This is a genomic window from Streptomyces sp. NPDC127197 (assembly GCF_042672405.1).
GTDB classification, from domain to species: Bacteria; Actinomycetota; Actinomycetes; order Streptomycetales; family Streptomycetaceae; genus Streptomyces; species Streptomyces flavusporus.
In genome coordinates this window covers 43,137-61,599 of record NZ_JBHXVG010000033.1, presented here as the reverse complement: position 1 = coordinate 61,599, position 18,463 = coordinate 43,137, and the positions used below count along the sequence as shown (strand labels likewise).

General features: G+C 71.2%; 17 protein-coding genes. 7 read left to right on the top strand and 10 right to left on the bottom strand.

The window, feature by feature from the left end; genetic code table 11:
• Nucleotides 1-38 precede the first annotated feature (38 nt).
• Nucleotides 39-1,250 carry a trypsin-like serine peptidase gene (locus ACFVJQ_RS35420; RefSeq protein ID WP_385789750.1) on the top strand — a complete coding sequence of 404 codons (1,212 nt, stop codon included), beginning with the start codon at nucleotides 39-41 and terminating at the stop codon, nucleotides 1,248-1,250.
• 75 nt (nucleotides 1,251-1,325) lie between these two features.
• On the opposite strand, the gene hflX is transcribed toward ACFVJQ_RS35420, so the two are convergent.
• From hflX to miaA, 6 genes are all read right to left on the bottom strand, one after another.
• Nucleotides 1,326-2,819, bottom strand: coding sequence for a GTPase HflX (gene hflX / locus ACFVJQ_RS35415; protein ID WP_385514789.1), 1,494 nt, complete (start codon nucleotides 2,817-2,819; stop codon nucleotides 1,326-1,328).
• Between the two features lie 192 nt (nucleotides 2,820-3,011).
• Entirely contained in the window at nucleotides 3,012-4,571 is a 1,560-nt protein-coding gene (locus ACFVJQ_RS35410; RefSeq protein WP_385789760.1) for a M1 family metallopeptidase, read from the bottom strand.
• A 140-nt stretch (nucleotides 4,572-4,711) separates the two neighbouring features.
• Nucleotides 4,712-6,910: a RelA/SpoT family protein gene (locus ACFVJQ_RS35405; protein WP_385514790.1), complete on the bottom strand. Its 2,199-nt coding sequence runs from the start codon at nucleotides 6,908-6,910 to the stop codon at nucleotides 4,712-4,714.
• Between the two features lie 244 nt (nucleotides 6,911-7,154).
• On the bottom strand, nucleotides 7,155-8,024 hold the full coding sequence (gene dapF, locus ACFVJQ_RS35400) for a diaminopimelate epimerase (RefSeq protein WP_385514791.1): 870 nt from the start codon (nucleotides 8,022-8,024) through the stop codon (nucleotides 7,155-7,157).
• Between the two features lie 274 nt (nucleotides 8,025-8,298).
• Complete coding sequence (locus ACFVJQ_RS35395; RefSeq protein ID WP_385514831.1) at nucleotides 8,299-8,805, bottom strand: hypothetical protein; 507 nt, start codon at nucleotides 8,803-8,805, stop codon at nucleotides 8,299-8,301.
• A gap of 108 nt (nucleotides 8,806-8,913) precedes the next feature.
• Complete coding sequence (gene miaA / locus ACFVJQ_RS35390) at nucleotides 8,914-9,852, bottom strand: tRNA (adenosine(37)-N6)-dimethylallyltransferase MiaA (protein ID WP_385514792.1); 939 nt, start codon at nucleotides 9,850-9,852, stop codon at nucleotides 8,914-8,916.
• Nucleotides 9,853-10,034: 182 nt separating this feature from the next.
• Here miaA and ACFVJQ_RS35385 point away from each other — a divergent pair, with 182 nt between their 5' ends.
• Both ACFVJQ_RS35385 and ACFVJQ_RS35380 read left to right on the top strand, forming a co-directional pair.
• A complete protein-coding gene (locus ACFVJQ_RS35385) occupies nucleotides 10,035-10,313 on the top strand; it encodes a hypothetical protein (protein ID WP_385514793.1) in 279 nt (92 codons plus the stop codon).
• A gap of 24 nt (nucleotides 10,314-10,337) precedes the next feature.
• On the top strand, nucleotides 10,338-10,607 hold the full coding sequence (locus tag ACFVJQ_RS35380) for an antitoxin (protein WP_385514794.1): 270 nt from the start codon (nucleotides 10,338-10,340) through the stop codon (nucleotides 10,605-10,607).
• Between the two features lie 110 nt (nucleotides 10,608-10,717).
• On the opposite strand, the gene ACFVJQ_RS35375 is transcribed toward ACFVJQ_RS35380, so the two are convergent.
• Together ACFVJQ_RS35375 and miaB are read right to left on the bottom strand one after the other, a co-directional pair.
• Nucleotides 10,718-11,446, bottom strand: a complete 729-nt coding sequence (locus tag ACFVJQ_RS35375) for a class III extradiol dioxygenase subunit B-like domain-containing protein (RefSeq protein ID WP_385514795.1) — start codon at nucleotides 11,444-11,446, stop codon at nucleotides 10,718-10,720.
• Nucleotides 11,447-11,512: 66 nt separating this feature from the next.
• Nucleotides 11,513-13,042 carry a tRNA (N6-isopentenyl adenosine(37)-C2)-methylthiotransferase MiaB gene (gene miaB, locus ACFVJQ_RS35370; RefSeq protein ID WP_385514796.1) on the bottom strand — a complete coding sequence of 510 codons (1,530 nt, stop codon included), beginning with the start codon at nucleotides 13,040-13,042 and terminating at the stop codon, nucleotides 11,513-11,515.
• A 280-nt stretch (nucleotides 13,043-13,322) separates the two neighbouring features.
• On the opposite strand from miaB, the gene ACFVJQ_RS35365 reads away from it, so the two are divergent.
• Nucleotides 13,323-14,165, top strand: coding sequence for an alpha/beta hydrolase (locus ACFVJQ_RS35365; protein ID WP_385514797.1), 843 nt, complete (start codon nucleotides 13,323-13,325; stop codon nucleotides 14,163-14,165).
• A 26-nt stretch (nucleotides 14,166-14,191) separates the two neighbouring features.
• Nucleotides 14,192-14,854: a protein-L-isoaspartate(D-aspartate) O-methyltransferase gene (locus ACFVJQ_RS35360; protein ID WP_385789746.1), complete on the top strand. Its 663-nt coding sequence runs from the start codon at nucleotides 14,192-14,194 to the stop codon at nucleotides 14,852-14,854.
• A gap of 38 nt (nucleotides 14,855-14,892) precedes the next feature.
• Here the strand turns inward: ACFVJQ_RS35360 and ACFVJQ_RS35355 are convergent, their stop codons facing one another.
• Complete coding sequence (locus tag ACFVJQ_RS35355) at nucleotides 14,893-15,546, bottom strand: response regulator transcription factor (protein ID WP_129801096.1); 654 nt, start codon at nucleotides 15,544-15,546, stop codon at nucleotides 14,893-14,895.
• A complete protein-coding gene (locus ACFVJQ_RS35350) occupies nucleotides 15,546-16,493 on the bottom strand; it encodes a sensor histidine kinase (protein ID WP_385514799.1) in 948 nt (315 codons plus the stop codon). Before ACFVJQ_RS35350 ends, ACFVJQ_RS35355 begins: the two co-directional genes overlap by 1 nt.
• A 237-nt stretch (nucleotides 16,494-16,730) precedes the next feature.
• Here ACFVJQ_RS35350 and ACFVJQ_RS35345 point away from each other — a divergent pair, with 237 nt between their 5' ends.
• Both ACFVJQ_RS35345 and ACFVJQ_RS35340 read left to right on the top strand, forming a co-directional pair.
• Nucleotides 16,731-17,216, top strand: a complete 486-nt coding sequence (locus ACFVJQ_RS35345; protein ID WP_385514800.1) for a cation:proton antiporter regulatory subunit — start codon at nucleotides 16,731-16,733, stop codon at nucleotides 17,214-17,216.
• A 4-nt stretch (nucleotides 17,217-17,220) separates the two neighbouring features.
• A complete protein-coding gene (locus ACFVJQ_RS35340) occupies nucleotides 17,221-18,459 on the top strand; it encodes a cation:proton antiporter (protein WP_385514801.1) in 1,239 nt (412 codons plus the stop codon).
• Nucleotides 18,460-18,463: the final 4 nt, after the last annotated feature.

The window sequence follows — 18,463 nt, the reverse complement described above, 5'->3', positions numbered from 1 at the left end:
ACATGACACACGCACGTTTCAACGGGGGTCATCGCACCATGCGTTCCACACGTACGCCCGCCTCTCCCCGACGCGGTCGGCGTCGCACGCTCCTCGCCGCCGGCGGCCTGGTCGCCGCCCTGGCGCTCACCGCGACCGCCTGCGGCGGTTCAGGGGAGGACACGGCGGGCGGTGAGCCCGGCGCCACCGCCTCCCAGGCGGGTGGCAACGCCGACGGCGGGGTCCGGATCCCGTCCGACATCGCCGACCGGCTCAAGGAGCACGGCATCGATGTCGACGACTGGAAGGACGGCGGCTGGCAGGACTGGGACAAGGACAAGTGGCTCAGTGAAGCCAAGGACTTCGTCAACCCAGTGATCGAGGGCCTCTGGAAGCCCGAGCGGATGCAGTCCGCCAAGGAGGCCGACAAGACGGTCTCCACGAAGGACGCGTCGGCCGGCCAGGGCGTCAGCGACCCCGAGCCCGCGCCCGTGGAGGCCACGGCCGAGAAGACGCCGTACCACCAGAACGCGGCGCCGGTCGGCAAGGTCTTCTTCGACTCGCCCGAAGGCCCCAGCGTCTGCTCCGGCACGGTCATCAAGGACGTGAACCATCCGGGCAAGTCCAACCTCGTCTGGACAGCTGGCCACTGCGTGCACGCCGGCAAGAAGGGCGGCTGGTACCGCAACATCGTGTTCGTCCCGGCCTACAACGACCTCGGCAAGTCCGAGGCCGAGCTGGGCAGCGCGAACGCCACGGAGATCGCCCCGTACGGCAACTGGTGGGCGGACTGGGCGTCCACATCGAACGGCTGGATCGAGGGTGGCTCGGAGACCGGCGGCGCGGGCGCGGCGTACGACTACTCCGTGCTGCACGTGCAGCCGGAGCAGGGCGCCAAGTCCCTGGAGGAGACGGTCGGCGCGGCACTGGACGTGGACTTCTCCGCCCCGTCCGCGGCCGAGGCCAGGGAGATGGGCGCCTGGGGCTACCCGGCGGCTCCGCCGTACAACGGTCTGAAGATGTTCAAGTGCATCGACGAGCCGGGCCGGTTCTCGCTCAGCCCGTCCCTGCCGACGATGTACCGCATCGGCTGCACCATGACCGGCGGCTCGTCCGGCGGCGGCTGGTTCCGGGTAGTGGACGGCGAGACCAAGCTGGTCTCCAACACGTCGATCGGCCCGGCCGACAACACCTGGCTCGCCGGCCCGCAGCTCGGGCGGGACGCCCAGTCGCTGTACGAGAACATGAGCGAGACATACGGCGGTCGGTGACGCGCCCATGACGAAGGCCCGCCCCTCACACCAGGGGCGGGCCCATCCGTTTCAGTCCGTCAGCGCTACACCGGCTCAGGCGGTCGGCGCCGGAACGTACGGCGCGAGCTCGGCCGCCAGTTCCTCATGCACCCGCACCTTGAGCAGGGTGCCCTCCGGGGTGTGCTCCTCGGAGAGCACCTCGCCCTCGTCGTGTGCACGGGCGACGAGCTTGCCGTGCGTGTACGGCACCAGCGCCTCGATCTCGACGGACGGCCGCGGCAGCTCGTTGTCGATCAGCGCGAGCAGCTCGGCGATGCCCAGACCGGTGCGGGCCGAGACGGCGATGGAACGCTTCTCGATCCGAAGCAGCCGCTGGAGCGTCAGCGGATCGGCCGCGTCGGCCTTGTTGATCACGACGATCTCGGGTACGTCGGTGGCGCCGACATCCCTGATCACCTCGCGCACGGCCGCCAGCTGCTCTTCCGGAGTCGGGTGCGAACCATCCACCACATGCAGGATCAGGTCGGACTCGCCGACCTCCTCCATCGTGGAACGGAACGCCTCGACCAGGTGGTGCGGCAGGTGCCGTACAAAACCGACCGTGTCGGCCAGCGTGTACAGCCGACCGCTCGGCGTCTCGGCGCGGCGGACGGTCGGGTCCAGGGTCGCGAACAGGGCGTTCTCGACCAGGACGCCGGCCCCGGTGAGGCGGTTGAGCAGCGAGGACTTGCCTGCGTTGGTGTAGCCCGCGATGGCGACCGAGGGCACCTTGTGGCGCTTGCGCTCCTGGCGCTTGATCTCGCGGCCGGTCTTCATCTCCGCGATCTCCCGGCGCATCTTCGCCATCTTCTCGCGGATCCGGCGCCGGTCCGTCTCGATCTTGGTCTCACCGGGGCCACGGGTGGCGAGACCGCCGCCCTTGCCGCCGCCCATCTGCCGGGACAGCGACTGACCCCAGCCGCGGAGCCTCGGCAGCATGTACTGCATCTGCGCGAGCGCGACCTGCGCCTTGCCCTCTCGGGACTTGGCGTGCTGGGCGAAGATGTCCAGGATCAGGGCCGTACGGTCGATGACCTTGACCTTGACGACGTCCTCGAGGTGGATGAGCTGGCCCGGGCTGAGCTCACCGTCGCAGATGACGGTGTCCGCGCCGGTTTCGAGCACGATGTCGCGCAGCTCCTCGGCCTTGCCGGAACCGATGTAGGTCGCCGCGTCGGGCTTGTCGCGGCGCTGGACCACGCCGTCGAGCACGAGCGCCCCCGCCGTCTCCGCGAGGGCGGCGAGCTCCGCGAGGGAGTTCTCCGCGTCCTGCACGGTCCCCGAGGTCCAGACGCCGACGAGCACGACGCGCTCCAGACGGAGCTGGCGGTACTCGACCTCGGTGACGTCCTCGAGCTCGGTGGAGAGGCCCGCGACGCGACGCAGAGCCGCGCGCTCGGAGCGGTCGAACTGGTCGCCGTCCCGCTCTCCGTCGATCTCGTGGCTCCAGGCGACGTCCTCTTCCATCAGGGCATCGGCCCGAAGACCTTCGGGGTAGTCGTGCGCGAGGCGCTTGGTGTCCTGGGAAAAGGAAGAAGAGGAGGTCATTGGGTCCTTACGTCGATGCGGAATCCTTGTGCGGCGACGGGGCGGAAGCAGAAGCTTCGGAGTCGGTCCGTCACTCTCCACAACGCATGAGTACCCCGGGAGATTCCCGTGACCCGTGCCCGTGGCGTGAGGTGGTGGACCGTGCCGCCGACCTGACGATGGTCGCACGGCACGCCCCGTCTCGTCACCGTCTTATTCCGGGGCCGTGCGGGCCGCCGTCGGGGCCGAGGGTGCCGCCTTCGGGGCCGCAGTCTGCTTCCAGTCCGGGTGACCCGGCATCGGCGGGGTTTTCTTGCCGTAGAGCCACTTCTGGAAGAAGCCGCTCAGGTCGCGTCCGGCGGTGTGGGAGGCGAGGGCCACGAAGTCGGCGGTGGTCGCCGTGGCGTCCTTGTGGCGGCTGACCCAGGCTCGTTCCAGGCGCTCGAAGGCGGGACGTCCGATCTCCTGGCGGAGGGCGTAGAGGACCAGGGCGGCTCCGTCGTAGACGATCGGCCGGAAGATGCCCAGCCGGCTGCCGGGTTCGGGCGCCTTCGGGGCGGCGGGCGGGCCGCCGGACGCGCGCCAGCGGTCGGAGGCGCCGTACGCCGCCCGCATCCGCGCTTCCAGGGACTTGCCCGACTTCTCCTCCGCGTAGAGCGCCTCGTACCAGGTCGCGTGCCCCTCGTTGAGCCACAGCTCGGACCAGGTGCGCGGACCGACGCTGTTGCCGAACCACTGGTGGGCCAGTTCATGGACCATGATCGAGTCGACGTACCACTTGGGGAAGGCCGGATCGGTGAAGAGCTCTCTCTCGAAGAGAGAGAGCGTCTGCGTCTCGAGTTCGAAGCCCGTGGAGGCGTCGGCCGCGAGGACGCCGTACGTCTCGAAGGGGTAGCGGCCGACCTTGCTCTCCATCCAGGCGATCTGGTCGGGGGTCTTCTTCAGCCACGGTTCGAGGGACGCCTTGTGCTCGGCGGGCACGACGTCCCGGACGGGCAGTCCGTGCGGGCCCTTGCGGTGCAGCACCGTGGAGCGGCCGATGGAGACCTGGGCGAGTTCGGTGGCCATGGGGTGCTGGGTCCGGTACGTCCATCTGGTCGCGGCGCCGGCCCGTTCCACGCTGGTGGGCAGGCCGTTGGCGACGGCCGTGAAGCCCTTGGGCGCGGTGACCCGGATGGTGAACAGTGCCTTGTCGGAGGGGTGGTCGTTGCTCGGGAACACCAGGTGGGCGGCGTCGGCCTGGTTGGCCATGACGAGTCCGTCGGCGGTGCGCACCCAGCCGCCCTCCCGGCCGCCGACGGGCACGGGGTCGCTGGTGTGCCGGACCGTGATCCGCATCCACTGCCCCCCGGGCAACGGCTTCTCCGGCGTGACCACGAGGTCCTCGCCGGCCGCCGCGTACGTGGCCGGCTCACCGTCGATCTCGACCGAGCGGACCGCACCGCGGGCGAAGTCGAGGTTGACGTGCTCCAGCGGGGCGGTGGTCCAGGCGTCGATCGTGGTGACCGCCTGGAGGGGCTTGTCATTGCTGCCGGAGTAGGTGAGGGAGAGGTCGTACGACGCCACGTCGTACCCCGGGTTCCCCAGGTGCGGGAAGAGACGGTCGCCGACGCCCAGCGGGGTCGGCGGGGTGCTCGCGGCGACGAGGCACACGGACACGGCGGAGGCGAGCAGCGCCGCCTTGACACCTCGGGTGGCCTTGGTGGGCCTGGTGCGAGGTCGGGGCGCGGCGGCGCCGGACAGGGAAGCCCTGTCAGGGGTGGTGAGCAGCATGGACCCCACGGCTACCAGCACGCCCGTACCGCACGGCAACGACGCGCGCCAGGGCCCACCCGAACGGGCCCTGTACGTGACTCAAGGGGCGTCGGGACGGCTCGGGCGCGGCAGCTCACGCCGTGCACGCCCCGCGAGCCTCACCACGTCGGCGCGTGATGCTGCGCCCGGCTCACGTCGTACACCCCCGGCACATTGCGCATCGCGCGCATGAGGGAGGGCAGCTGGGCCGCGTCCGCGAGCAGGAGCGTGTACGTGTGGCGGACACGCTGCTGGCTCGGGGGTTCGACGGTGGCCGAGACGATCTCGGCGCCCTCGAGAGCGATGGCCTCGGTGAGGTCGGCGAGGAGATGCGGTCGGCCGAACGATTCGGCGACGAGGGTGACGCGGCACTCCGCGGTGTCTCCCCAGCGCACGCCGACCTCGGCGCGCCCCGCACTCTTCATCCGGGCCACCGCGGCACACCCGACGCGGTGCACGGTCACCGCTCCCCCGCGCACGACGAACGCGGTGACCTCGTCGGGCGGTACGGGCGTACAGCAGCCGGCGAGTCGCACGCTCGCGCCGGGCCGGTCGACGACGACGGCGTCGGCTGCGGTGCGCGGTGCGGGACCGTCGACGGCACGCCGGGGGGCGGCTTCGGCGACGGGGGGTGTCCGGGTCGGCGTCTCGGCGTCCGCTGCGGCGGGCGCCGGATGGGTCGCGAGCCAGCGCTGGATGGCGATGCGGGCGGCGGGCGTGTGTGCGTGCTCCAGCCACTCCCGGGAGGGCTCGGAGGCGGGGTCCTGGCCCATGAGGAGTTGGACTGTGTCGCCATCCTTCAGGACCGTGCTCAGCGTCGCCAGGCGGCCGTTGACCCGCGCGCCGATGCATGCGTGCGCGTCCTCGCCGTACTGCGCGTACGCGGCGTCCACGCAGGTGGCGCCCTCGGGCAGGCCGAGCGTGCCGCCGTCGGGGCGGAAGACGGTGATCTCGCGGTCCTGGGCGAGGTCCTCGCGCAGGGTGGACCAGAAGGTGTCGGGGTCGGGTGCGGACTGCTGCCAGTCGAGGAGGCGGGAGAGCCAGCCGGGCCGGGTGGGGTCGACGCGCTCGCCGTCGGCCGGGGACTGCTCCTCCGAAGGAGGAGCGTAGGGATTGCCGAGCGCCACGACGCCGGCCTCGGCGACCTTGTGCATCTGGTGGGTGCGGATGAGGACCTCGACGACCTGACGGTCCATGGCGGTGCCCCCCGGCGAGTCCGGTCGGGCCCGGGGAAGGGCGACTGCGGTGTGCAGCGACTGGTACAGGTTGAACTTCGGTACGGCGATGAAGTCCTTGAACTCCGATACGACGGGCGTCATACAGGTGTGCAGTTCGCCCAGGACGCCGTAGCAGTCGGCGTCCTCGTTCACCAGGACCAGGATGCGGCCGAAGTCGGTGCCGCGCAGTCGGCCGCGCTTGCGGGAGACGCGGTGCAGGGAGACGAAGTGCCGGGGCCGGATGAGGACTTCGGCCTGGATGCCGGCCTCGCGCAGCACGCTGCGCATCTCGTCGGCGATCTCGGCGAGGGGGTCGTCGGGGCGCGCCGCGTTCTCGACGATCAACTCCCGGGTGTGTTCGTACTCCTCGGGGTGGAGGATGGCGAACACCAGGTCCTCGAGTTCGGTCTTGAGCGCCTGGACACCGAGCCGTTCGGCGAGCGGAATGAGAACGTCCCGGGTGACCTTCGCGATCCGGGCCTGTTTCTCGGGGCGCATCACGCCGAGCGTGCGCATGTTGTGCAGCCGGTCGGCGAGTTTGATCGACATCACGCGGACGTCGTTTCCGGTGGCGACGAGCATCTTGCGGAAGGTCTCGGGCTCGGCGGCCGCCCCGTAGTCGACCTTCTCCAACTTCGTGACGCCGTCGACGAGATAGCGGACCTCCTCGCCGAACTGCTCGCCGACCTGATCGAGGGTCACCTCAGTGTCCTCGACGGTGTCGTGGAGGAGAGAGGCGGTCAACGTGGTGGTTTCTGCCCCGAGTTCGGCGAGGATCAGGGTGACGGCGAGCGGGTGCGTGATGTACGGCTCGCCGCTCTTGCGCATCTGGCCGCGGTGCGAGGACTCCGCGAGTACGTAGGCGCGGCGCAGGGGTTCCAGGTCGGCGTCGGGGTGGTGGGCGCGGTGCGCGTCGACCACGTGGCCGATGGCGTCGGGCAGTCGATCGCGGGTGGCGGAGCCGAGCAGCGCGGCGCGCCCCAGTCGGCGCAGATCGATCCGGGGGAGCGACCTGCGGCGCGGCGCCGCGGGCGCCACCGGGCCTGTCGCGGGGCCCGTCACCGCGCCTGGGCTCGCAGGGTTCGTGGCCTCCGCACTCATGGGCACCTCCGGCTGCGTGGACCGGCGAACGGGGTGCCCCATGGCGGACACGGCTCAGGGGTCGGCGTCTTCTCCCCCGTCCGGGCCGGTGCTTGATGCTACCGAGCCCATCACGCGCGACGGACCGCCTCTCGCCGAGCGTGAAACGGATCACCCATTCGAGCGAGGGTTTGGAGGTTTACGGCTGCCAACAGCGTGAGTTGGAGCGGGCCTGGCGTCGAACACGCGCTCCAGGGCCGCCCTTTCAGCGGACGGCGCCCGCCAGCCACTCCCCGTCGATCTCGCCCTCGGCGACGATCACCGCGGGGCCGGTCATCTCGATCTCGCCGTCGGGCCGTTCGGTGATCACGAGGCGTCCGCCGAGGACATCGACGGTGTACGTCACCGGAGTCCCGGTGACGGCCGGGTCGGCGCCGTCCCGCCGGGCGGTCGCCACGGCGACGGCGCATGCGCCCGTGCCGCAGGAGCGGGTCTCGCCGGCGCCGCGCTCGTGCACGCGCATCGCGACGTGCCGGAGGCCGCGGTCGACGACGAACTCGACGTTCACCCCGTCCGGGTAGGCGGAGGCCGGGCTGAACGGCGGCGGCGCGAACAGGTCGCCGACCTGGGCGAGGTCCTCGACGAAGGCGACCGCGTGCGGGTTGCCCATGTTCACGTTCCGCGCGGGCCAGCTGCGCTCGCCCACGCTCACCGTGACGTCCCCGTCGGGGAGCAGCGCCTTGCCCATGCCGACAGTGATGTCACCGTCCTTGGCGAGGTGCACGGTCTTCACGCCCCCACGCGTGGCGATGGCGATGTCCCCTTCGGCCACATGCCCGGCATGCTGGAGGTAGCGCGCGAACACACGCACGCCGTTGCCGCACATCTCCGCGATGGATCCGTCGCCGTTGCGGTAGTCCATGAACCACTCGGCCTCGGCCGCCATCTCCCTGGCCTCGGGGTGTGCGGCGGACCGCACGACGTGCAGCAGCCCGTCACCGCCGATGCCCGCACGACGGTCGCACAGGGCGGCGACGGCGGCCGGGGGCAGGTCAAGGGTGTTCTCGGGGTCCGGGACGATCACGAAGTCGTTCTCGGTGCCGTGCCCCTTGAGGAAGGCGATCCGCGTGCTCATTCCTCGATCGTACGGGGTGGGTATGACAGCCGGGGATCACGGGCAGGCCAGATGGTCACGGCTCGTGGCCCAGGTCACGGCGCGCGGCCCACGTCATGGCGCGCGGCCATGTGGTCACGGTGCGACCCAGGCGGTCACGCGACGGCCCAGCTCGTCAGCGGGAGCGACCCACGCGGTTACGCGGCGACCGGCTGATCATGGAGCGCCCCGCCTGGTCACCATGCGGCCGGCTCGTCAGCGGAGCAACCCACCCGGTCACGCGCCAGCCAGCCGGTCAGCGGAGCCGGGCCACTCGCCAGACGGCCAGCACCACCACGGCGGCGACCACGATCATGTAGGCCAGCACCACCCGCCAGTCCGGGCGCCGGCCCGATCCCCGCTGCGGCAGCCCCGGCCAGGTGTAGCCCACCCTGCGCGCGGCCATCATGCCCCACCCGGCCGCACAGGAGCAGATCAGCAGCCCCAGCATGGCGATCACGGCCCCGCTGTCACCGAAGTCGAAGGCCAGCGGGAACGCGAACATCAGGGAGCCGAGCGCGGCCAGGCCCACGATGGGCGCGAGCTGCCACAGGCGCAGTCGGCGCTGGGGACGCAGTTCGACCTCGACCTCGGGCCCGCCGACGAACATCTCGTCGGGCTCGGGGCCGTCGTCGGTCATGCCGTCCGGTGTCTCGTCGAGCCCGTCGGGGCTCAGACGGCCGTCGGCGTCCCGCTCCGGTTCGCCACGCTCGGTGGTGGCGCGCTCGGGGCCTTGTGCGGTGTCGCGAGGGCCGGCCTCCATCGCCACGCGCCCTCCCAACTTGGACTCCACTTGGTCGATCGAAGCTCGATGATGGCATGGCGCCGGAGGCCCGGATGACGGCCGGAGCGTCCCGATGCCATCACGTGATCAGGCTGTAACCGGTCGTTCGACCAACGCCAGAGCGAGGTGCGGAAGTTCCGTGAGATCCGCCGCAGCCCCACTCAGCCAGTGCACCCGGGGATCCCGTCTGAACCACGAATCCTGACGGCGCGCGAAGCGCTTGGTGGCACGGACGGTCTCGACCCGCGCCTCGTCCAGCGTGCACTCGCCGGCGAGCGCCGCGAGAACCTGCTGGTAGCCGAGCGCACGCGACGCCGTACGCCCCTCGCGCAACCCCTGCGCCTCCAGTGCGCGCACTTCCTCGACCAGCCCCGCCTCCCACATCCGGTCGACCCGGCGGGCGATGCGCTCGTCCAGCTCGGGACGCGCCACGTCGACGCCGATCTGCACGGTGTCGTAGACGGAGTCATGGCCGGGGAGGTTGGCGGTGAAGGGCCTGCCGGTGATCTCGATCACCTCCAGCGCCCGGACGATACGACGGCCGTTGCTGGGCAGGATCGCGCGCGCCGCCTCGGGATCCGCGGCGGCGAGACGGGCGTGCAGCGCGCCGGAGCCGCGCAGTGCGAGTTCCTCCTCCAGCAGGGCCCTGACCTCGGGGTCGGTGCCGGGGAACTCCAGGTTGTCGACGGCCCCGCGGACGTACAGGCCGGACCCGCCGACCAGGATCGGCCAGCGGCCCTGGTCGAGCAGCGCGTCGATCCGCTCCCGGGCGAGCCGCTGGTACTCGGCGACGGAGGCCGTGACGGTGACGTCCCAGATGTCCAGGAGGTGGTGCGGGATGCCGGCCCGCTCCTCGGGCGTCAGCTTGGCGGTGCCGATGTCCATCCCTCGGTAGAGCTGCATGGAGTCGGCGTTGACGACCTCCCCACCGAGTTCCCGGGCTAGGTGGATACCCAGATCGGACTTTCCTGCCGCGGTCGGTCCGACGACGGCGATGACGCGGGGCGTGGGGGGTGCGCTACTCACTGCACCAGTCTCGCAAACCTTCCGCCCCGCCCTCGAACGAGTTACGTGACGGCGGGAGTCCGGGGTCGTTGCCCGTTGCGAGGTTCTCGCCGCCAGTGCACAGAGGCGGTGACCCGGGCGATGCAACCGGACGCACCGGGCTACGCGGGATTTCGCCCGCACGAGTAACGTATGGAGTTGATATGGGCGTTTTTGCGCGACTTCTCCGAAGGTCGAAGGCCAAGGAGGAGGCGGCGACCGCCGAGACCCAGGCCGACACGCCGTCGGCGGGGTCCGAGGCGGATGAGGCTGGGGAAGCGAAGGGGACGACGGAGGCGGAGGCCGAAGCCGGGGCCGGTACGGAGACGACCACGGCGACGGACGAGGGCGACGGCACCGGCCCGGAGGCGGTCGGGATCCCCCAGCAGCAGTCGGCCGGGAAGGCGGCCGACAGCGAGGCCGACGAGAGCGCCCACACGTAGAGTTCCCGCGAGGGAAGGTGAACCATGGGACTCTTGGACAATCTGAAGGCCAAGCTCACCCCGGCCAAGGACAAGGTCTCTGATCTCGCGCAGAAGCACGAGGACAAGATCCAGCACGGCATCGACAAGGCCGCGAAGGTCGTCGACGAGCGGACCAAGGGCAAGTACAGCGACAGGATCCACACGGGCACCGACAAGGCCAAGGGCGCCATGGACCGACTCGCGCACAAGGACCGCACCGACGCGGGAGAAGGCCCCGCCACACCGCCGGGCCCACCGCCACCGGTCTCCTGAAGGGCACACGGCACACGACGGGCGGCCGCGGAGCAGAAAGCTCCCGGCCGTTCGCCGTGGCCGGACGCCTCCGCCGCGTTTCCGAACGCCCCGCTGTTTCCGAACGCCCTCTACGACCAGGCCGCCACCACGTACCCCACCCCGTACGGCGCGTCCTCATACAGCAGCGCGCCCGCGAGCCCGGTGCCCTCGGCCGCGCCCGCGAGCACCTGCCAGGGCGCCCGGCCCGATGCCTTCAGCTGCCGCGCCAGTCCCACGTCCAGCGCCTCGAGGGCCGCGACGTCCGCCGCCCCCAGCGCACGCGCGACCGCCGCGTCGAAGGGCTCCGCCCGCTCGTCGAGATAGCCCGGCGCCTTCAGCGAACGGCACGCGCTGGCGTCGCCCATCACCAGCAGGGCCACCCGCTCGGCCCGCGCGGCTATGTCCCTTCCGATATCGATACACCGCTCGGGCCCGAGCGGTTCCCCCACGCCGAGTCCCTCGATCGGTGCGTCCGACCATCCGGTCCGCTCCAGCAGCCATGCCGCGACCGCGAGCGAAGGCGGAAGCTCACGCTGCACGTCCGCGTCGGCAGCCTTCTCCCGGCCCAGCCGTACATCGAGTCCCACGCCGAAGCCACGGAACGAGCCTCGGGTGCCCTCCGGATACGTCAGGTACGACTCGGCACCGCCCGCGAGCTCGGGCCCCACGACCACCAGCCGGTCGGGCCGGGCAGCGGCGAGCAGCCCTACGGCGTCAGTGCACGCGGCACGAGCAGCATCCAGCTCGGGTGCGGCACCCGAGGCGATGTCGGGCACGAGGAGCGGCGGGCAGGGGCATACTGCGGCGGCGACAAGCATGATCGGCAGAGTAGCTCCGAAGAGGGTGCCACGCGCGCGTGGGACCTGCTCCGCCGAGGTGCGAGGTCAGTCGCAGCCGCAGCCGCTGCCGGAGGCGACCGGCAGCGGCGCGGGCACGCCGACCTTCGGCAGCCCGAGCAGCACACCGGCCGGCTTGGCCGCCTGAGCTGCGTTCCGCTTCTCCCAGGCGTCACCCGCGCGCGTGCGGCGTACGTCGAGGACGGGGCCCTCGGCGAGGAGGTGGTGCGGGGCGGCGTAGGTGACCTCGACGGTGACCACGTCGCCGGGGCGTACCTCCTGCTCCGGCTTGGTGAAGTGGACCAGCCGGTTGTCGGGGGCGCGGCCGGAGAGTCGGTGGGTGGCGCCGTCCTTGCGGCCCTCTCCCTCGGCGACCATCAGCTCCAGGGTGCGGCCGACCTGCTTCTTGTTCTCGTCCCAGGAGATCTCCTCCTGGAGGACGACGAGACGCTCGTAGCGCGCCTGGACGGCCTCCTTGGGGATCTGGTTGTCCATCTCGGCGGCCGGAGTGCCGGGGCGCTTGGAGTACTGGAAGGTGAACGCCTGGGCGAAGCGGGCCTCGCGCACCACGTGCAGGGTCTGCTCGAAGTCCTCCTCCGTCTCGCCCGGGAAGCCCACGATGATGTCGGTGGTGATCGCGGCGTGCGGGATGGCGGCGCGGACCTTCTCGATGATCCCGAGGTAGCGCTCCTGACGGTAGGAGCGGCGCATCGCCTTCAGGACGGTGTCCGAGCCGGACTGGAGCGGCATGTGCAGCTGCGGCATCACGTTCGGCGTCTCGGCCATGGCGGCGATGACGTCGTCGGTGAAGTCGCGCGGGTGCGGAGAGGTGAAGCGGACGCGCTCCAGGCCCTCGATCTTCCCGCAGGCCCGCAGCAGCTTGCTGAAGGCCTCGCGGTCGCCGATGTCGGAGCCGTACGCGTTGACGTTCTGGCCGAGCAGCGTGATCTCCGAGACACCCTCGGCGACCAGCGCCTCGACCTCGGCCAGGATGTCGCCGGGGCGGCGGTCCTTCTCCTTGCCGCGCAGCGCCGGGACGATGCAGAAGGTGCAGGTGTTGTTGCAGCCGACGGAGATCGACACCCAGGCCGCGTAGGCGCTCTCGCGCCGCGTCGGCAGCGTCGACGGGAAGGCTTCGAGCGACTCGGCGATCTCGACCTGTGCCTCTTCCTGGACACGCGCGCGTTCCAGCAGGACCGGCAGCTTGCCGATGTTGTGCGTGCCGAAGACGACGTCCACCCAGGGCGCCCGCTTCACGATGGTGTCGCGGTCCTTCTGCGCGAGGCAGCCGCCGACCGCGATCTGCATGCCGGGCCGCTTGGCCTTCTTCGGCGCGAGGTGCCCGAGGTTGCCGTACAGCCGGTTGTCGGCGTTCTCGCGTACGGCGCAGGTGTTGAAGACGACGACGTCCGCGTCGCCGTCCGACCCCTCCGGCGCGCGCACATAGCCGGCGTCCTCCAGCAGACCGGCCAGTCGCTCGGAATCATGGACGTTCATCTGGCACCCGTAGGTGCGGATTTCGTAGCTCTTGGGTGCTTGAACGTCCACTGCGGGGCTCCGGTCGCTGCTGCTGGTCATGCCTCAAGAGTAGGCGGTCCTGGGAGAGCCTCTTCCGCCGCCGTGAACTGACCGTGGGGCGTCGGCTGTGAGACGCCGAACGCGGCGGTCCGCTTCCGTGCACCGACGGCACAACGCCGTGCGCGCACGGGCAATCCGCGCGAACCCTGCCGTCATAGCGTGCGGCCTGATCCCGCTCCACAGCCGTCCGGACGCGCGGTGGCCGGTCCGATCAAGACCGCCGGGCGCACTGTCACCTCAGCCTGAGCCCGTGTCGCCCTTCCCGAGTGAGGACCCCTCCATGTCGACAGTCAATGACCTCGAGCAGATCGCGCGCATCAACGCGGGCGACCGCACTCCCGTCGTGTTCGTCCACGGTCTGTGGCTGCTGCCCAGCAGTTGGGACCGCTGGGCGGCGGTCTTCGAAGAGGCCGGATACGCGCCCCTGACCCCCGGCTGGCCCGACGACCCCGACACCGTGGCCGAGGCCAACGCGCACCCCGAGGTCTTCGCGGGCAAGAGCGTCGGTCAGGTCGCCGACCACTTCGCGGACCTCATCGGAAAGTTGGAGCGCACGCCCGTCGTCATTGGCCATTCCTTCGGCGGCCTCATCACCCAGATGATCGCCGGCCGCGGGCTGTCGGCGGCGTCCGTCGCCATCGACCCTGCACCCTTCCGCGGTGTGCTGCCGCTGCCGATCTCGTCGCTGCGCGCCGCGAGCGCCATCCTGGGCAACCCGGCGAACTACCACCGCGCGGTGCCGCTCACCTACGACCAGTTCCGTTACTCCTTCGCCAACGCGGTGAGCGAGGAGGAGGCCAAGGAGCTGTACGAGCGGTTCGCCGTACCCGCGCCGGGCGAGCCGCTGTTCCAGGCGGCCGTCGCCAACATCAACCCGTGGACCGAGGTGAAGGTCGACACCCTCGCACCCGAACGCGGCCCTCTCCTGATCATTTCCGGCGAGAAGGACCACACCGTGCCATGGGCCATCGCGAACGCCTCGTACAAGAAGCAGGCCCGCAACGAGCACGCGGTGACCGAGATCACCGAAATGCCCGGGCGCGGCCATGCCCTCACCATCGACAACGGCTGGCATGAGGTCGCCGAGACCGCACTCGCCTTCGTCAAACGCTTCACCGACTGACCGGGCGGGGCGCCTAGCCTGGTGGTGTGGTGACCGTCCCCAGGGAGCCCGAGGACCTCGTGCGAGCCCTCAGAGCCGCCGGGATCAGGGACGAGCGGCTGCTGGAGGCCGTGCGAACGACGCCCCGGGCGGGATTCGTCCCGCCCGGTCAGGTGGCCGCCGCCTACCGGGACGTACCCGTTGCCATCGGGCAGGGACAGGTCACCACGCAGCCGTCGCTGTCCGCCATGATGATCGAGAGCCTTGCTCTGGGCGGGGGCGAACACGTCCTCGAGGTCGGTACCGGTCTGGGCTTCCAGACCGCGCTGCTCGCCCGGCTGGCCGCTGACGTGGTCAGCATCGAGATGCGGCCCGACATCGCCGCGCAGGCGCGCGCGGATCTCGCACGCCAGGGCGTGCGGAACGTGGAGCTGCGGGTCGGTGACGGTAGTGGCGGCGTGCCGGACCGTGCTCCGTACGACGCGGTCCTCGTGTCGGCCGCGTTCCCGGAGGTGCCCGCGCCGCTGGTCGCGCAGGTGCGGCCGGGCGGTCGGCTGGTGCAGCCGATCGGGCCGGGCGGACACGAGCAGGTGGTGTGCTTCGAGCGCACCGCGTCGGGGCTGGAGCAGTTGCGGGTGCTGAGCGCGGCCTGCTTCGTCCGGCTGCTGGGGCGATACGGCTTCCCGCCGGACGATGCGGCACTGCCATGAGTGCCGGTGCGGACGGCGTCCCCGGCGAGTTCAGGCGGTCACGGCTCGACGAGCCCGGAGCGGATCGCGTAGCGGGTGAGTTCCAGGCGGTCGCGCATGCCGAGTTTGTGCAGGAGGTTGGCGCGGTGGCGTTCGACCGTCTTCACGCTGATGAAGAGCAGCTCGCCGATCTCCTTGGATGAGTGGCCCTCGGCGACGAGCTTGAGGATCTCCTCCTCGCGCTCGGTGATGGCCCGCGCGGGCAGGCCGTCTCCGCGGTGCAGGCGGTCCAGGTAGGAGCGGACGAGGGCACGCTCGGCGCCGGGGTAGATGAACGGTTCGTCGCGCATCGCCGCCCGGCAGGCGTCGACGAGGTCGCGGTCGGCGACGGACTTCAGGACGTAGCCGCAGGCTCCGGCCCGCAGGGCCTCGAAGAAGTACTGCTCGTTGTCGTACATCGTGAGGATCAGGATGCGCAGGGCGGGCAGTCGCTGTGAGAGTTCCCGGGCCGCCTGCAGACCGGTCATGCGGGGCATCGCGACATCCAGGACGGCCAGGTCCACCTCGCCCGCGCGCGCGAGCGCGACTGCCTCGGCGCCGTCGCCCGCCTCGGCGACGACCGTCAGATCCGGTTCGCCGTCCAGGATGAGGCGCACCCCACGGCGTACGAGCGTGTGGTCGTCGGCGAGCAGGACCCGGATCGGGGACGACATCAGCTGCTCCCGGCCGTGAGCGGTATCCGCAGACGTACGTCGGTGCCCTGCTCGGGCGCCGGTTCGAGGGTGAGCACCGCGCCGACCAGCAGCGCACGCTCACGCATCCCGCCGATTCCGGCTCCTTCCGGCCTCGCACCGAGACCGTTGCCGTTGTCGCGTACGAGGAGCTCGACACCGTCGGCGACCGGCTCCAGCCGGAGTTCGGCGCGGTCGGCGCCCGAGTGCCGGGCGGTGTTGGTGAGGCCTTCCTGGGCGACCCGGTAGACCACCAGTTCGGTCTCCTGGGGGAGCGGAGGGAGATCGCCCCGGACGTCGTGGCGCACGGTCAGTCCGTGCGCGGTGAACTCGGTCGCGAGCGCGCGCAGGGCACTGGCCAGGCCGAGTTCCTCGAGGACACCGGGGCGCAGGCGGCGGGCGATACGCCGGATCTCGTCGAGACCGGCGCGGGTGGCTTCCTGGGCGTGGCCCACTTCGTCCCGCAACTCTTCGGGGGCCCGGTCCGCGAGCCGCTTGAGCTGGAGGAGCACGGCGGTCAGAGTCTGGCCGACCTCGTCGTGGAGTTCACGGGCGATGCGGTGGCGTTCGCTCTCCTGGGCGGACAGCGCGCGGGCGGCGCTGGTGGCGCGTTCGGTCTCGAGTCGGTCGAGCATCGTGTTGTACGTCGTGATGAGCGTCGCCGCCTCCACGGGGCCGGCGACCTCGGCCCGGGTACCCGGCCGTAGCAGGTCCGCCGTGGCCATGGCGCGGCCCAGGACGGCCAGCGGGGCCAGCCCGACCCGCAGCACGACCGCGTTGACCGCCAGCAGCGCGGCGAGCCCGCCGATGACGACCAACGCCTCGCCCGGCAGCACCGGCGTCGACACGGTGACCGGGCCAAGCAGCAGGGCGGCGGCCACGATCAGGCCGGCGGCGTTCAGGGAGAAGATCCGCCAGAACAGCGACACGCCTCTGGTGACTCCTCTCCCGGTCATGACGTTCGGCAACGCAACGCCGGCCGACCGCTCCCCCGCCTCAATCGACGGCACAGCCCTGACCAGCCTCTCCGCTCCTCGTCGGCCCCGTCCATCCGTGCTGACACCCATGTCACCACCGTACGGGCGGATGACAGCATGGCGGCTCGGCGCAGTGTTCCGGGGCCGGGAAGCCCTGGAGCGCAGGAACGATCAACAAGGGGAAGAAACGTGTCTGCTCCACGCCTGAGGGCGACGCCGCTGCCGGGGATCGGGGTCCAGTACGACCTGGTGACCCGGGAACACCGCCACCTGTCCGTGGTGGCCCACCGCGACGGCACCCGGTCGGTCAACGTGTACCGGGCCGACGACCCTGACTCCTGCGCCCAGTCGCTTCGGCTCACCGGCGCCGAGGCCAGCGCGCTGATCGATGCACTGCAGCCGTCCCACCACAGCACCAGCCTGCTCTACACGACGGACCTGGGCCTGGTGGCCGAGCGCATCGAGGTAGGCGCGACCTCCCACTGGAACGGGCGGGTTCTGGGCGACACCCGGATGCGGACCGAGACCGGCGCGTCCGTCGTGGCCGTGCTGCGCCGGGCCGACGCGATCCCGTCCCCCGCGCCGGACTTCCGGCTCGCGGGCGGAGACATCCTCATCGTCATCGGCACCCGCGAGGGCGTCGAGGCCGCCGCCGCGATTCTCGGGCGGGAGTGAACCGGTGCACTCAGCGATCCTGCTGATCGAGTTCGGTTCCCTGCTCCTGGGCCTCGGTCTGCTCGGGCGGCTGGCCGGCCGGCTGGGATTCTCCGCCATCCCGCTCTATCTACTGGCCGGGCTGGCCTTCGGCGAGGGCGGACTGCTGCCGCTCGGAGCGAGTGAGGAGTTCATCGCCACCGGCGCCGAGATCGGCGTCATCCTGCTGCTGTTGATGCTCGGCCTCGAGTACACGGCCAGCGATCTCGTCACCAACCTCAAGGCCCACTATCCGGCCGGGCTCGTCGACTGCGCGCTCAACGCCCTTCCGGGTGCCGCCGCTGCGTTGCTGCTGGGCTGGGGTCCGGTGGCCGCCGTGGTGCTGGCGGGCGTCACCTGGATCTCGTCGTCCGGAGTCATCGCCAAGGTGCTCGGCGAGCTGGGCCGGATCGGCAACCGGGAGACACCAGTGATCCTCAGTGTCCTCGTCCTGGAGGACCTGTCGATGGCCGTGTACCTGCCCATCGTCACCGCGGTGGTGGCCGGGGCCGGGCTGGCGGCCGGCAGCGTGACGCTGGCGATCGCGCTGGGTGTGGCCGGGCTCGTCCTGTTCGCGGCCGTGCGCTACGGCCGGGTCATTTCACGGTTCGTCTCCAGCGACGATCCGGAGAAGCTGCTGCTCGTCGTGCTGGGCCTGACGATCCTCGTCGCGGGTGTGGCCCAGCAGCTCCAGGTGTCCGCGGCGGTGGGCGCGTTCCTGGTGGGCATCGCGCTGTCCGGGGAGGTCGCGGAGGGCGCCCACACGTTGCTGAGTCCCTTGCGGGACCTGTTCGCCGCGGTCTTCTTCGTCTTCTTCGGGCTGCACACCGACCCGGCGAGCATCCCGCCCGTCCTGCTGCCCGCCCTGGCGCTGGCCGCCGTCACCGCCCTCACGAAGATCGCCACCGGCTACTGGGCGGCGCGGCGGGCCGGGATCTCCGTGCGGGGCCGCTGGCGCACGGGCGGAGCTCTGGTGGCCCGCGGTGAGTTCTCGATCGTGATCGCCGGGCTGGCGGTCACCGCCGGCATCGAACCGTCGCTGGGTCCCCTGGCCACGGCGTACGTCCTCATCCTGGTGGTCCTCGGCCCAATCACCGCGCGGTACACCGAGCCGCTCGCCATGCGCTGGAGCCGCCGATTCCGGGGCGGCAAGGAAGGCAAGGACACGCCGAGGCCGGTACGGCCGCCGGAGGATGCCAGAACGGAGGCACCGGTGGGGGACTGAGGGT